We start from the raw sequence: 15099 nt of genomic DNA on the forward strand, positions 1-15099 counted from the left end.
GTTTGTAATTTTTTTTAAAATGAGTAGTTTATAAATAAACCATATTTGAATCAAGCGTTACTTCTATGCGGTCAAGTACAACACCATTATCTATTTGTTATATTTTTAATGAATTCTTAATAGCGTGTGCTTAATTCTTTATTGAGTAGAACCTTTGGCAGAAAAAATGTGAATTAAGTATTTTCACTCTGATAACGTATATAAATGAGGGTTCTTCCTTTTATATGTTTAAGGCGTGTAAAGCGCTAACGATTGAACCCTGCTCGTCATCTGAATAACTTGTCTCGGGTAACTTAAGACGCTCAACTAACAAAAGCTGTAGCTATCGTTAAATCATTTTTTTTAATATACAGCCGTAGTTTATCTATTATTTATTGCAAATTAGCGAAGTTATTAAAATAATGTACTAAGCTCACACAAGTAGTTCAGCTATTTCGGGCGCTTTGCCCTCTTAATCCCGCCTTTCTACCCAGTAGCACATTCTCTGGAGACCACCCTTAGTTGTTCGTTATGAATACACCGTTTACCATTGACGAAGAAGCGCCGATCTTACAATCGGTTGTTGATTATAAGAAAAATCAGAAACAACGACAGGTACTGGCGCATCTGTACACCGAAGGAACCTGTACACTCGCGCACCTGACCAAAATGCTGCACAGCAGTGTTCCATCCGTAACGAGTCTGGTCGAAGAGCTCATCGAGTCACAGTGGGTAACCCCCATCGGTACAGCTACCGGTAGTAATGGACGTCGACCGGTTCTGTTCGGCCTGAACACGCAACATAATTACGTAGCCGTACTGGATGTCAGCACGCATGACACGAAAATCCTGTTCATGAACATCTACCGGGAAGTGATTTTTCGGGGAGACTATGATTTGCGGCTTCAGGACAACCCGACTTTTCTGTCGTCGCTGACGCACTACTTCGCCAATAGCCTGGCTCAGTCGGGCATCAAACCCAGTGATGTTATTGCCGTGGGGGTCTCTATGCCGGGTCTGATTGACGCACGCCGGGGCATCAACTTGACCTATATGCATCTCCAGCAAACGGGAGAATCGCTCACACAAGAGTTATCGGAGCAGCTCAACAAGCCTGTGTATCTCATCAACGATACCAAAGCGACCGTACTTGGTGAAAGTCGGTTTGGCGGGGCCAAGGGTAAAAAGCAGGTGCTGGCCATCAATATTGACTGGGGTGTGGGGCTGGGCATCGTCGTAAACGGCGAAGTATTTCAGGGAGCCAGCGGTTTTGCCGGTGAACTGGGGCACATTCAGGTTGATCCAGAGGGTGAACTTTGTTACTGCGGTAAAATTGGCTGCCTGAATACCATTACTTCAGCCTCCGCCCTGGTTAGGCGGGTACAACGGGATATTCTGGCGGGTCAGGTTTCCAAAATGGCTTCTTTCCGGGATCAGGTCGAGAAAATCGACATCGACGAAATTATCAACGCGGCTCATCACGGTGATTCCTATGCTATCGATGTACTGCATGAAACCGGCTTTCAGTTGGGCAAAGGGCTGGCCGTTGCTATTAGTTTGTTCAACCCGGAAATCATTATTGTCGACGGTGTACTGGCCAAAGCAGCTGCTTTTATCCTGAACACCATCGAGCAAGCCATCAGTAAGTACTGTCTGAGCGATTTTCGAAATGATATGACGATCGAACTTACCCAATTGGAAGGGACGTCCAAATGGTTGGGCACGCATGCCTACATGATGGAAGATATTTTCGCGAATTATTGATAAGCGAAAAAGGATAAAAAGCAATGGCACAGTCTACTTTGTGTAGAAACTGTGCCATTGCTTTTTATCCTTTTTCACGAAGTCTTGTCAAAAACAGACTATACTCCTCCCCTATTTCGCTTTTAAATACGCGAATGGAATAATCATCTCCTCGAGCGATACTCCGCCGTGCTGGAACGTATTCCGGTAGTGATTTACGTAATAATTGTAGTTGTTGGGGTACGCAAAGAAGTAATCCTCCAGCGTGAATACGTAAGCGGTTGATACGTGCGGTTTAGGCAGGAATAATCGCTCCGGCTTACGCCCAACGAACAGGTGGTTATCATCGAAGCCGAGGTTTTTACCCTGCTTGTAACGCAGGTTCGTGTTCGTTTCACGGTACCCAACAATTTTGGCTGGCTTCTGCACCCGAATCATTCCGTGATCGGTTGTAACAATCAGGCGACCGCCTTTAGCCGCAATTTTCTGAATGAACTCCAGCAAAGGCGAGTGCAGAAACCACGACCGGGTAATGGAACGGTAAGCCGACTCGTCGGGGGCCAGTTCCTTGATCATGGCCATATCCGTGCGGGCGTGTGACAGCATGTCCACGAAGTTGTAAACCACAACATTCAGCTGATTCTGCAACAAGTTATTGAAGTTATCGACAAGCGATTTTCCTTGATTGACGTTCAGAATCTTGTGGTACGACATCTTGATATTCAGGCGGCTCTGATCAAGCTGCCGACGCAGAAACTCCTCTTCGTGGTTGTTGAGCCCTTCGTCTTCACTGTCATCGTTCACCCACAGATCCGGGTGCTTACGTTCCATCTCACTGGGCATCATACCCGAGAAAATGGCGTTCCGGGCAAACCCGGTCGTGGTTGGCAGAATAGAGTAGTACGACGACTCTTCCTCAACGGTAAAGTATTCGGCCAGCAGAGGCTCAATAATTTTCCACTGATCGTAACGCAGGTTGTCAATCAGCAGGAAAAACAGTGGTGCCCCACTGGCAGGTGCCCCACCGGCAGGTGACCCACCAGATGCGGCAGCCTCTACCAGGGGAAATACCTTCTTTCGCATCAGCTGATGCGACATGACGGGGCTCTCCATTTTTGGCTCGTTTAGCCAGTCTTCGTAATTATCAATCACGAACTTACAGAATTCGGAGTTTGCCTCGCTTTTCTGCATGTTCATTACCTCCAGCATGCTCTTGTCCTGCGAACTATCGAGTTCCAGTTCCCAGTAGATAAGCTTTTTATAGACATCGACCCATTCGTCGAAATCCATGCGGTCGTTGTATTGCATGGAAATGTTTCGGAAGTCCTGCTGGTAGCCGATGTTTGTGCGTTCCGTTACGAGCCGCTTGTTATCCAGAATCTTTTTTACCGACAGCAGAATCTGATTGGGGTTGAGGGGTTTGATCAGGTAATCGGCAATTTTGGAGCCGATAGCCTCTTCCATGATGTGCTCCTCTTCACTTTTGGTAATCATAACCACCGGCAGGTTGGGGCGCATCTGCTTTATCTGCGCAAGCGTTTCCAGCCCTGTCATACCAGGCATCATTTCATCCAAAAACACAACGTCGTAATTGGTCTGCTCAACCTGATCCAGCGCGTCTGCACCACTATTCACAGAGGTAACGTCATATCCTTTATTTTTTAGAAAAAGAATGTGGGGTTTCAGAAGGTCTATTTCGTCGTCGGCCCAGAGTATCGAGTAATTTTGCATAAGATTATAAGGAATGCGAAGGTGGGAGTCAGGAACAGAGCTTAGTAAAGTTGCCCTGATGAATGCATCGGCAGCACGTACTCGTTGACTCCTTACCCCTTCATTGTTAAACAGCAAACCGCGGCTACTGTTCAGGTGGTTCGGCATTAAGGTTTTTTAACAGCCGAAAAGGGTATTTTTGTCGAAATTTCAGCAAAAATAGTATACCCAAATCGTTTTTTGAGCCTGAATTAGCCGATGATCAGCTATTCACTCTGTATAAAAACAGACCTATTTTTGCGTTAACTTTAAACGACACGCCGTTTGTAGGGTTGGCCGTTGTGCATCACTTCGACTACCTGCGGCTAATAACGACCCATGAAAAAGATTCCTGTTCACACCACTTTATGGTTGCTAAGCAGCACCCTGTACTTCCATGCTGTCGACGCTAAGCCGACTGCGTTGGTAAAGGAGGTTGCTGCTGACTCAATCGGCATTGAAAAAAAAGAAGGTAAACGATTTATTATTCACCGGGTCGATGAGGGCCAGACGCTCTACGCCATTGCCCGCAAATACGGCCGCTCGGTAGCGGAGATAAAAGCAGCTAACCCAACGTTGGCCAATACCGTTAAGTACGCTGAGCTGGTCCGAATTCCCATTCCTGACGGTGCCCTGAGCCGGAAAGAAGAAAAAATCGTTGATAAAGCAATTAAGAAACAGGAAAAGGCAGAGAAAAAAGAAGCCAAAGTAGCGGAAAAAGAAAAGGCTGTAACGGAGCCGAAAGAGAAGTCGGCACCTCAGGAACCAAAGACCGAAAAATCGGCCAGCAGACAAATTATCAGAGCCGATGACCCGGCCAAAGCAGGTATCCACGTTGTGGAACCCCGGCAAACGCTATACAGCCTGGCCAGCCGGTATGGCGTGTCGCAGGCCGATCTGCGCAAATGGAACAACCTGCCCGGAAACAACGTGTTGATCGGTCAGGCGCTGATCGTTTCGGAAAAGGCTTACATAGATCGTATGCCGTCGGCCCCGGCAACACCGGCCAAAACAACCGAGCCCCCTACCCGACGGACTGAAACGGAGCCAGCCCCGCATGGGAGTACCCGACCAGCGGATACCCGGTCTGCTGAACCGAAGTCAACAACACCAGTTGAGTCGAAATCCGAACGCCCGTCCCTGCCCCCTTCCGTTACAACGACAACGAAGCCGAGCGAGCCCGAAGCCCGGCCCGCTACGAAACCAGTGGAGAAAGCAGTCGAGCCAGAAACCCGGCCAAACGCAAAACCAGTGGAGAAAGCTACGGACAAGGCATCGGAAAAATCGACGGAGAAACCGGCCGAAGTCATTGAACCTCCCCGGCCCGGCAATGACGCCCCCATGCCAACGCGGGGCCGCCGGATGTCCAATAGCGGAGTGGCCGAGATGATTGAAGGGAACGATGGTTCAGGAAAGTATCTGGCCCTGCACCGAACGGCGCCCATCGGCACCCTGGTGCAGGTTCGAAACGAGTTCAATAACCAGAGCCTTTGGGTGAAAGTCATAGGGCGTTTGCCCAACACAGGGGTCAATGACAAGATTCTAATTAAATTATCGACGCAGGCCTTTGCGAAACTTTCACCCGAGGATCGGCGTTTTCGGGCTGAAGTAAGCTACATTGTTCGATAACTCATCTATGGAAACGAAAGAAGAACGCATTGCTCGACGCCACCGTGAGCGCGACGAACAAATGAAAGCTTCGCCGGGCTATTTAACGTTCAGCATTATGTTTACGCTGGCCTATCCGTTCATTGCGGTCTTTACCTTTGTCATGTCTGGTCTGCTGGCCATTTTTTCGGGAATCTCCAGAGCCGCAGCCTGGATCGTTAGTGGCGGAAAGAGTAAATAATGATGGATGACGTTACAACCAGCTCTTCCTTAAAAGACTTTTTAGACGCGAAGGCCGATCAATACAATCGGCCTTCCTTCATTGAGCGCGACCCCATTAGCATTCCCCACCGCTTTAGCCGGAAGCAGGACATCGAAATCATGGGATTCTGGGCGGCCGTACTGGCCTGGGGTCAACGCCCGGTTATCCTGAAAAAGACAAACGAGCTGGTTGAGTCGATGGACGGGGCTCCTTATGATTTCATTCGTCATCATCAGGAGAGTGACCTCAAGCGATTTCTGGCGTTCAAACACCGCACCTTCAACGCCACCGACGCACTGTATTTTCTCCACTTTTTCCGGCACTATTACCAGGAACATGAGTCTCTGGAAGATGCTTTTCTACCGACCGTAGCCTGGAAATTGTCAGCCGAACCGGCCAGCCCGCGAACCGAGCCAAGCACAATTGAGCAATCGCTCATTGTTTTTCACGACCGGTTTTGCGGCCTTACCGATTTTTTCCCTGAACGCACGCGGAAACACATTGCTACCCCGGCGCGTAACTCGGCCTGCAAGCGGCTTCTGATGTTTTTACGCTGGATGGTCCGGCAGGATGACCGGGGCGTTGACTTCGGCATCTGGACACGCCTGCATCCCAGCCAGTTAGTCATACCGATCGATGTTCATGTCAACCGGGTGGCCCGCCATCTGAAATTACTTGCCCGGCCCCAGACCGACTGGAAAGCCGCGCTCGACTTGACCGAAACGCTTCGGCAGTTTGATCCGTTGGACCCCGTTCGGTACGATTTTGCGCTATTTGGCCTGGGCGTAGAGGGCGAATTATAAATTTTCCAGGTTTAATCAGCCTTTTTCATCGCTCCACCAAACAATACACAGGCAGGAAAGATTACAAATTGACTGACCTGCATTTTTCATCGTATGCCCTTTCAGATAACAACACAGGAATTTGGCACGCTGCCATCGGCAACTGACCCACTTATCGAATACATACTCGAACATACCGAAACAGGCGAGTTCATTACCATTCTTCCGGGGTATGGAGGCCTTCTGCGCCGGTTGGTGCTACGAAAAGGACACGATCTGTTTGCCCTTTTACTGACCCCCGAATCACCGCAGGCCCTTTTCAGCGATGAAGGGTACGCAGGGGCCTTACTTTATCCGTTTCCCAGCCGCATCCGGCACGGGATCTATCATTTCGAAGGGGAGGATTACGCCCTGAAAATGAACGAAATGAAGCGGGATAACGCCATTCATGGCTTTGTTCATGGGCGGCCCTTTACGGTTGTTAATCAGGAAGTAACCGAAACATACGCTCAGTTGGTTGTCCGTTATGATTATGAGGGTGACACGGTTGGTTACCCGTTTCCGTTTGCCCTGACGGTTACCTACAAACTCGTGCAGGCTAACCGGTTGACCTACGGAAACCACGCGGAGGATGACCGCATGTGTGCGTTGCAAATCAGTTATTCGGCACTGAATACAGGCTCGAAACGTAGTCCATCCGCTTTTGGCTGGCATCCTTATTTTACGCTGTCCGAGCAACCGGTTGATCAAATGAGCTTATCGCTGCCTAACCGGGCCCCTATTGTTCTCAATGACAATATGATTCCCGAAGGCAGACACGATCTTGAGCCGGGTGGCACCATTCAGCTGGAAGGCGAGCAACTGGATACGGCTTTCGCTATTGAGCCAACCAGCGAACCTGGTGCGCCAGATCCGTTCGCCGAGACTATTCTGACATCAATTCAGACAGGTCTTAAGCTTATTGTTGGTCAGCAAACGGGCGCCAATAAACTTAACTACCTCGTTTGCTACACCCCTCCCCGCCGGGACAGTATTGCCATCGAGCCGCTCACAGCCAATGTAGATTCATTTAACAATGGCGACGGATTAACTGTACTGAACCCCGGCGAAACCCTCTCCGGTGTTATTTGGGTAAGGCTGTCGTAGCGGCTATAACGAGCGCATTTTGATATTTCGGAACCAGACCGTGCTGCCCCAGTCCTGCAGGCCGATTCTCCCGGTATATTTACCTTTACTGATGGGAGCGTCTTTCAGTTTACTGGTGGCGACACGCTGTTTCCATTCAGCGCTGTTCAAATCATGTTCCTGGATGCTGTAGCCGTTCAAGGAGACGGTTAACTTATTCTTTTTCAATGTGAATTGAACTTTATTCCAATTACCAACAGGCTGTAATTCACGGACCCGGGCATTGGCCACACTGAAGAAATCACCGGCACGATGCTTATTCTCGTTGGCCCCCTCGTAGATGGCATCGTCCAGTACCTGAAGTTCCAGACCGGTATCGAAAATATTTTTGTACTGGGGTTCCTCCTGCACAAAGAAGAAAATACCGCTGTTGGTAAACCGCTCTACTTTCCATTCGGCAACCAGTTCAAAATCGCCGGAGAAAGCTACATCGGTTACCAGATCGCCCCCATCCGGCGCTTTATTCCCCACTCGGTTGGGCACATTCAGTTTCAGAGCACCCTGTTCAATTTGCCAGGAGGAACCCACTCCTTTTGCACCATACTTGTGCCAGCCAGCCGTATTCTGCCCGTTGAACAACAGTTTCCACCCCTCTTTTTTCTCCTGAGACGACAGTGTGTTGAGCGTTTGGGCCTGCACCCCAACAAGAGGCAGGCAAAACAAAAAGCCGATTATAGACAGCCGAAGCGACATAGCGTTTATACTAGATTGAACTTACTAAAGACAAAGTTCGTCTTTAAACTCCTCATCAGGTAGCTATAATTCGCTACACCGTCCTACTACTTCAGCGTTTTACCCTAATTTCTGACACAGTCCCGGTAATTCATTCCCGTTGATTGGCCAAGTGAATCAGCGTTTATCAACCCTTTCGAGCTAAGGGCTAGCTGGAGTAAAACATCTTTATTTACTCCTTTCCAAGCGGCACAAATGCCACTCCCCAAGTCAGCTTCAAGCCTCAATTCCTGGTTTGCCTTGCTATACCACACAGCATTCTTCAACCGGTTAACAGGTGTCAGCTGGTCAAACATATAGCTAACTTTCTCGTAGTCAGAGGATGATAATTTATCATAATTACGGGCCAGGTAAGCCAGTGCTTTATTTTCCGCAATGATGCGGGTCTGGAATTTACCCAGATTATAATATGGCCCTATGGCGTTAATATCGCAACTGGCCAAGCAAAGAAGAACACAAAAAACAACTACGCTAAATAGAGAGAGACGCATAGGGGCTGACGATATCGTATTGTAAGGTGAAATGAACTATTCATTATTTTCCCAAAAATGGTTGCATTTGGATTGGTGTGTCTTTGCATCGGCCGGAATCTATAGCGAATTCCGTATCTGCCGGGAAGTATTCCTGTTACAGCCTTCCGGGCACCAACAGAAACATGATGGTTCAGGAAGCAAGCCAGACTGGTATGGGGGGTACACTGAATGGTGACCTAGTTTGGTTATACTTATTAATTTACTTCTGCCAAGCGATGCCATACTTGATGTTTACGTAAGCTGGTACAGCCAGTGTTAGCTCATTTTTTGTGTATACCAGCTGATTAAGAGGAACAACGACGTTGACATCCAGATAAGTACTTTTCGGTAGTCGAAACTGAGAACCCACCTGGAGATAGGCGTGCTGCATCATATTGAAGGCTTCATCGTACTTGCCCACGTTTGTGTCATAGGCTAACGTACGTCCCCGGTAGTATCGTTGTACGCTCGGATTTAGTGTGTTGTAGAACAAGCTTGAAAAGAGCGCATTGTGCGTTTGCAGCGCAATGTAATAACTGAAAAAGCCATGCGGGTCGGGCCGACTTCTCATTCGTTTTCCGAGTGAGAAATAATAGCGCAGGCCCAAGGGTAGCTCTATAGTGTATAGTTGAGCATATTGGCTAAAGCAGTAATGGGTTTCCAGTCCCCCGACCACTGAAAATCCGCGTTTGATCTTACGCTCCATTATGACATCAAGGGCTACAGTCTTGAACGGGGGCGATACTGAGCTCTGGCGAAAGAGCGGTAATCCAATACCTGCCTTGATAAGTTGCCTGGCTTTCGTAACTGGAAAATATAACTGCTGAATAGAGTCTGGTGCTGTGCCAGAAACCCGGTCTTGCGCATGCCCAGCGAATGAAATTGCCAGAAAGACGATACGTAGTAAAAACTTCGTCATACCAGTCGTATTTATTGATCCAAACGGTAATTGATACCTGTCTGCACATGCTGATTATAAATATCGTTGATGACAGGCCCTCCAGATATACCGCCGGCTTCGAATCGGTCTATTCGGGTAAAGCCTCTGAAGTACCCTGCTTCGACCCCAAATCGGCCGAAAGAATACGCAACGCGCGCATTAATACCTAGTTCCAGCGGATATCCTTTTCCCCATGACTTACCTCTGGCTATCTGTACGTTCACGTCCGGCCCCGTGTAGATCGTTAATCTATCGGTCAGTCGCAGACCGATGAGCGGAGAGACTCCCAGGTAATAATAAGTAGCGTTAAATACCGTGTTTCCATTATAAGCCGCCCGAGCAGACTTCATTTGCAGGGTAGCGTCCAACCGAAAAGTTAAGCGATCACGGGCCAGGTCTTTGTATAGGAAGCCTCCCAAGTAGTAACCAAATTGAGGCTCTACACCACCCAGATGGCTCGTAAAAAATGGTGGCTTTACAACGGCTGCTGTGACGGATGGTGTGGAGTAATTCAAGCCTACCCTAAATCCAATTCCACTACTGGGCCGGGCGGATAAGCTGTAAAAATCGGAGGCTTTCTGAGCCAGTAAAGACCCAGACACACCGGTAACCAAAATAATTGCCAAAAACGGTTTGAATGTTTGTATGTATTGACTCCTCATATCGTTGGTGTGTCACTAAACCATAGGCGGGCTGTAGATAATACAGAGCTTCCATAGGTCCTTTTTGATCAAAAGTAGATTAGCCCGGCCCTACTTGTCAACTTAAAACAAGCTATTAGTCAATCATTTATATTCGACGTATTCGCGCTGGGCATGTACAATTACCTACTGATATGGGTGTTTAGCTGCTACCGAGAATCTATTGCTGAATAAAATACTTACCTGTTCGATTATGTGATTTCCACTAAAAGTACAACACGATCCCTTTTTGCTCCGGCGATATAGAATCGAACAGACTCATTCTCGGCTGATGTTACGGTTGTCACCTGTTCAAGTCATTTGCGTATAGTGATGTCAGCGGTAAAAACATAAGAAGTAATTATTGTACTATACCATTAATTAAAAACCATTTTACCTTGCTGCCTAGTTACCTTGTTATCAAACAGAAGTCTGAACGATGTTAGGGTTTGATTATAAATTAATTAGCCGATCAGTGGTATATACTTAACCGGCTAATTAACTACTTAACGCTTGCATTTTCTGTTCCATTTTACCCTCTTTGACTGTTAGCGTTAAATCGCTAAACTGAGTGGCGCTTTAACTTCATCTTTCCGTTTATCAGCATGAATCGTTTCTCCGTTATCTACCTGTTCAGGGAGCAGTTCTACCATATATACAGTGCTACTCATGCGGAAGCTGAAGCCGTTTTGCAGCGCTTACATGACCAGGATGAAAAAGAACCTATTGGTATTTACGACGCCAAAACAGAGCTCTTCTATTGGGAATCAAAACGGCAAAGTAAATACGACAAGGCCCCTATTGAAGAACAGGGGCCTCTGGGTGACCAGATCACGACAATAGCCAAAAACCTCCGCCAGCAGGGTGACAGTCAACAGCCCAACGAAACGCCGGTTCCAGAAGTAGTCACTTCTGCCCTCTAGCACTGAGCTGGCGTCCAGTCTGATTGTTTATCGAACAGCTATTATAGCCCGGTCTGACTTGCCGCCTTAAGCCGGGTATAGGTTAACTTATCAACTGTAATACCGGCAGCCGACCTAATGTACAACTTAGTCATCGTCTTGTCGGGAAAGAAAATGTCTGTCATGACGGTGAGCCCATTATCGGCAAACAGCTCGACAGAGGCCGCATCGACCAGGAGAGTAAGCGATTTATTGTTCCCCAATGACAAACGGGGGGCAGTGTGACGCTTGCCAAATCCTTTTTCAAAATCTGTTCTTCCCGAGCGGCTACGGTCGATGTAGTATTCCTTCTGCGCTTTGTCATAGCCGATTACCAGTTCGTTGCCCTGATCGTTGGCCAGCGCAATGGAGAAATCATCCGTGCTCTGGGTAGTTACATCCAGCCTGAATATACCTGAATCGTTTTTCGTTTTAGCGGTCAAATCGTATTGTCCCTTGACGGCCAGATTAGTTAATGATACTGCCGGGCCATTCAGTACACTCAATTCCTTTACGGGTATGGATGTCAGGTACAATTCCTTATCCACTTCGCTCAGGCCGAGCGTGCGGGGTACGGTTGTGGCACTACGCCAGGGAGAAGTAGGAACAACGCCGGCATACTGCCAGTTACTCATCCACCCCATTAATATGGTCCGGTCGCCGGTATTGGCAAACGTGACACCGGCGTAGTTATCAGCTCCATAATCCATCCACTTGGTTTTGGTCGAGTACGGTTTAAAACGCTTACCGTCAAAGTCACCCACAAAATACTGCGTCGCCGACCCCCCGTTTGGTCCGCCAGGATTAACGCTCACCAGCAACACCCAGGCTTTTTTGCCATTGTGTTCCAAGGGAAACAAATCCGGACATTCCCATACCCCTCCGTGGCCTCCCAGATCCTGACCGAACTCGCTTTCTCTGGTCCATTTTTTCAGGTCTGGGGATGAATAAAACGTGATCCGGTCTTTCGTCGCCAGTGTCATAATCCACTTCTTCTGCGGCTCGAACCACCGCACCTTAGGATCGCGAAAATCCGTAATGCCCGGATTGGGAAGCACCGGATTACCGGCATACTTGGTCCAGGTTTTTCCCTCATCAAGGCTGTACGCCAGGCTCTGGTACTGAAACTTGTCTGACTTTTCCTTCTCTAACTTACTATTGTGATGGGTGAAAATAGCGACGATGGGCGTCTGACCGTTTTTCCCAAAACCACTCGTATTGGCCACATCAACGACTGCGCTACCCGAAAAAATCAGCCCCAAACTATCTGGATACAAGGCAATTGGCTGCTCCTGCCAGCGAACCATATCGTTGCTGGTCGCATGACCCCAGTGCATAGGCCCCCAGGTAGTACCATCCGGGTAATACTGAAAAAACAGGTGGTACGTACCCTTGATGTAGACCATCCCGTTTGGGTCATTCATCCAGTGCGCTTTTGGCGAAAAATGGTATTGAGGCCGGTATAACTCCGGCTTTAGGTTCGTCTGATTTACCTGACCGTATGAGCCATGAGTCAATAAAGCCAGCAGACAGGAGCACAGAAACACGTTTCGCATGATAGGGAGTAGATTCGGAGGAAATGAAGGCTGTTCTGATGATTGGAGTTCAGGCCCATTAATTAACGTTGACCTTTGTCCGTATCTCAACCGCTAAATGGCAGGGGCAGACAGTATGCTGGTTACAATTGTCTCTTCGGAAAACAGGGGTGTAGCACCCTGTTGGGTAGCCACGTAAGACCCGGTAGCGCAGGCAAACTCAAGTGTTTTTTGCGGAGACGCTCCCTGTAAAGTCTGGTACAGAAAAGCCGCCAGAAAGGCATCGCCACTGCCTATGGTATCCGCCACATCGACCGGAAAACCAACCTGACTATGCAATCCGACCTGATCCAGCAACACAGCTCCGTGCTCCCCGAGGGTTACAATGAGCTTATCGAGTTCGTAGAGACTGCGTAGTTGGTGCATGGCCCGGTGCAGATCATTCTCCTCGCCGTACCAGCTCGCCAGCTCTACAAGTTCATGCTCATTGAGTTTGACGATAGTAGCCTGGTTTAGCAACTCCTCCACCGTGACCCGGTTAAAATGGGGGGCGCGCAGGTTTACGTCAAATACTTTCCGGGGCGCAACAGCCAGCAAAGCCATCAGTGTATCGTGCGTTTGCTGGCTACGAGCCGCCAGACTACCGTATACGAAGAAGTCGCTGTTCCGGACCACGCTGAGCAACTCCGGCTCCAGCTGAATGTAATCCCAGGCTACCGGCTGAACAATTTTGTAGGTCACTTCATTCGAATCCGATATGTTGGCTTTGGCTACCCCCGTGAGGTGTGTCTGCCCAACCTGAACCAGATTAAGGGGCAACCCTTTCCGGTCCAGAAATTCGAGGAGCTCACGGCCCAGTTCGTCGCTGCCGACGCGGCTGATTAGTTGCGCATGTATGCCAAAGTTCCGTAAGTCGGCCGCTACGTTCATGGGCGCACCGCCGGGCTGTTTGCTGGTTGGCAATACATCCCATAAAATTTCGCCGAAACAGGTTATCGTTGGTGTCATAATCAAAGGAGAAAAGAGTTAATGGATTAGTGGACGACAAATGTTTTTTCGATCTGCTCCAGACTGGTGCCTTTGGTTTCGGGCATCAGCCGGACAACAAACAGGAGTTGCAGAACCATCATAATGGTGAAGAAAAGAAACGTGTTTCCCCCGCCAAAATGTTCGGCCAGATACGGAAACGTGAAGGTGATAATGGCGGCCATCAGCCAGTGCGTAAAACTCCCAAGGGCCTGCCCGCTGGACCGTACCTCGTTCGGAAAAATTTCGGAGATAAACACCCAGATGACCGCCCCCTGCGAGAAACCGAAGAAGGCAATATAGCCAAACAGCAACAAGGGCACGGTCATACCGCTGAAATCCTCTACATAGAACGCCCTCGCCACCAGCCCTAGTGTCACGATCAGCCCGACAGAGCCAATTTTCATCAGCGTCCGCCGACCATACCGGTCAATCAGGTTCATCGAGATCATGGTGAAGATAAGGTTGATCAATCCTATGCCCGTTGATGACAGGAGTGCCGAACTCTTGCCCAGTCCTGTCATTTCGAAGATGCGGGGTGCGTAATAAATGATGGCGTTAATGCCGGATACCTGATTGAAAACAGCAAATAGGACAGCCAGCATGACGGGTGTTTTGTAGTTGCCCGAAAACAACCCGGTTGACGCAATCGCCGTCTGATTACTGGCCTGGATATCAGCCAGGGTTTGCTCGGCCGTATCCGGGTCGATCATGTTCAGTACATCGAGGGCTTCTGTCACAGCATCACCGGACCGTTTCCCCTTCTCAAGTAATAGCCAGCGTGGGCTTTCGGGAATGTTCAGTACGGCGATCAGGAAAATCAGGGATGGTAGCGCCTGAACGCCCAGCATCCAGCGCCACGACTCTTCGCCAATGCCTTGTAGCAGGTAATTCGACAGGTAGGCAATCAGAATGCCCAGCACGACATTGAACTGAAACAGCCCGACCAGTTTCCCCCGCGATTTGGCCGGTGAAATTTCCGTTATGTACATAGGGGCGGCCACCGAAGACGCGCCAACGCCCAGTCCCCCCAGAAAACGAAAAATGAGAAATACAGACCAGTTTGTGGAAAGCGCCGTTCCGATGGAAGCCAGCAAATACAGAATGGCGATCCAGAACAGCGTTTTTTTGCGGCCTAATTTCTGAGTCGGAATACCACCCAGCATGGAGCCGATAACCGTACCGATCAGCGCAATGGAAACGGTAAGGCCGTGTTCCCAGACATTGAGGTGCCATAGCGTTTGCAGTGACTGTTCGACTCCCGAAATAACAGCCGTATCGAAGCCAAAGAGGAAGCCACCCAGGGCAGCCGTAATTGACCAAAAAAAGATTCGTTGTTTCTGACTCATGGCTAATGCGAAGTGGGCGATTAACTAGTAACTTCGAATCAAAACTAGACGATCCTAGTCGGGAAGCCTTTCGGGA

14 protein-coding genes are annotated in these 15099 nt (G+C 48.9%); 6 read left to right on the forward strand and 8 right to left on the reverse strand.

Features of this window, described 5'->3' with window-relative positions; genetic code table 11:
* Nucleotides 1-510 precede the first annotated feature (510 nt).
* Entirely contained in the window at nucleotides 511-1743 is a 1233-nt protein-coding gene (locus ACYU87_RS11365) for an ROK family transcriptional regulator (protein WP_461134183.1), read from the forward strand.
* A gap of 111 nt (nucleotides 1744-1854) precedes the next feature.
* Here ACYU87_RS11365 and porX read toward each other — a convergent pair whose 3' ends face one another.
* On the reverse strand, nucleotides 1855-3453 hold the full coding sequence (gene porX / locus ACYU87_RS11370) for a T9SS response regulator signal transducer PorX (RefSeq protein ID WP_461134184.1): 1599 nt from the start codon (nucleotides 3451-3453) through the stop codon (nucleotides 1855-1857).
* 357 nt (nucleotides 3454-3810) lie between these two features.
* Here porX and ACYU87_RS11375 point away from each other — a divergent pair, with 357 nt between their 5' ends.
* The 4 genes from ACYU87_RS11375 (at nucleotide 3811) to ACYU87_RS11390 (ending at nucleotide 7269) form a co-directional block, all read left to right on the forward strand.
* Nucleotides 3811-5100: a LysM peptidoglycan-binding domain-containing protein gene (locus ACYU87_RS11375; RefSeq protein WP_461134185.1), complete on the forward strand. Its 1290-nt coding sequence runs from the start codon at nucleotides 3811-3813 to the stop codon at nucleotides 5098-5100.
* Between the two features lie 7 nt (nucleotides 5101-5107).
* A complete protein-coding gene (locus ACYU87_RS11380; RefSeq protein ID WP_461134186.1) occupies nucleotides 5108-5320 on the forward strand; it encodes a hypothetical protein in 213 nt (70 codons plus the stop codon).
* Nucleotides 5320-6144, forward strand: a complete 825-nt coding sequence (locus ACYU87_RS11385) for a TIGR02757 family protein (protein ID WP_461134187.1) — start codon at nucleotides 5320-5322, stop codon at nucleotides 6142-6144. Before ACYU87_RS11380 ends, ACYU87_RS11385 begins: the two co-directional genes overlap by 1 nt.
* Nucleotides 6145-6237: 93 nt before the next feature.
* On the forward strand, nucleotides 6238-7269 hold the full coding sequence (locus ACYU87_RS11390; protein ID WP_461134188.1) for an aldose epimerase family protein: 1032 nt from the start codon (nucleotides 6238-6240) through the stop codon (nucleotides 7267-7269).
* Between the two features lie 3 nt (nucleotides 7270-7272).
* On the opposite strand, the gene ACYU87_RS11395 is transcribed toward ACYU87_RS11390, so the two are convergent.
* The 4 genes from ACYU87_RS11395 to ACYU87_RS11410 all read right to left on the reverse strand — a co-directional run bounded on the left by ACYU87_RS11395 (nucleotide 7273) and on the right by ACYU87_RS11410 (nucleotide 10118).
* Nucleotides 7273-8001, reverse strand: coding sequence for a 3-keto-disaccharide hydrolase (locus tag ACYU87_RS11395; RefSeq protein WP_461134189.1), 729 nt, complete (start codon nucleotides 7999-8001; stop codon nucleotides 7273-7275).
* A gap of 104 nt (nucleotides 8002-8105) precedes the next feature.
* Nucleotides 8106-8531 (reverse strand): hypothetical protein, encoded by a 426-nt coding sequence (locus tag ACYU87_RS11400; RefSeq protein WP_461134190.1) that lies wholly within the window; start codon nucleotides 8529-8531, stop codon nucleotides 8106-8108.
* Nucleotides 8532-8772: 241 nt separating this feature from the next.
* On the reverse strand, nucleotides 8773-9471 hold the full coding sequence (locus ACYU87_RS11405; RefSeq protein ID WP_461134191.1) for a hypothetical protein: 699 nt from the start codon (nucleotides 9469-9471) through the stop codon (nucleotides 8773-8775).
* 11 nt (nucleotides 9472-9482) lie between these two features.
* Nucleotides 9483-10118, reverse strand: a complete 636-nt coding sequence (locus tag ACYU87_RS11410) for a hypothetical protein (protein WP_461134192.1) — start codon at nucleotides 10116-10118, stop codon at nucleotides 9483-9485.
* Nucleotides 10119-10777: 659 nt separating this feature from the next.
* Between ACYU87_RS11410 and ACYU87_RS11415 the strand changes: the two genes are divergently transcribed.
* On the forward strand, nucleotides 10778-11095 hold the full coding sequence (locus ACYU87_RS11415) for a hypothetical protein (RefSeq protein WP_461134193.1): 318 nt from the start codon (nucleotides 10778-10780) through the stop codon (nucleotides 11093-11095).
* A 41-nt stretch (nucleotides 11096-11136) separates the two neighbouring features.
* Here ACYU87_RS11415 and ACYU87_RS11420 read toward each other — a convergent pair whose 3' ends face one another.
* From ACYU87_RS11420 to ACYU87_RS11430, 3 genes are all read right to left on the reverse strand, one after another.
* Nucleotides 11137-12669: a glycoside hydrolase family 32 protein gene (locus ACYU87_RS11420; RefSeq protein ID WP_461134194.1), complete on the reverse strand. Its 1533-nt coding sequence runs from the start codon at nucleotides 12667-12669 to the stop codon at nucleotides 11137-11139.
* Between the two features lie 93 nt (nucleotides 12670-12762).
* Complete coding sequence (locus ACYU87_RS11425) at nucleotides 12763-13656, reverse strand: carbohydrate kinase family protein (protein WP_461134195.1); 894 nt, start codon at nucleotides 13654-13656, stop codon at nucleotides 12763-12765.
* 26 nt (nucleotides 13657-13682) lie between these two features.
* The gene (locus tag ACYU87_RS11430; RefSeq protein WP_461134196.1) at nucleotides 13683-15023 is read right to left on the reverse strand and encodes a sugar porter family MFS transporter; all 1341 of its coding nucleotides are present in this window, start codon (nucleotides 15021-15023) and stop codon (nucleotides 13683-13685) included.
* Between the last annotated feature and the right edge of the window lie 76 nt (nucleotides 15024-15099).

The sequence above is a fragment of the Spirosoma lituiforme genome (assembly GCF_054776635.1).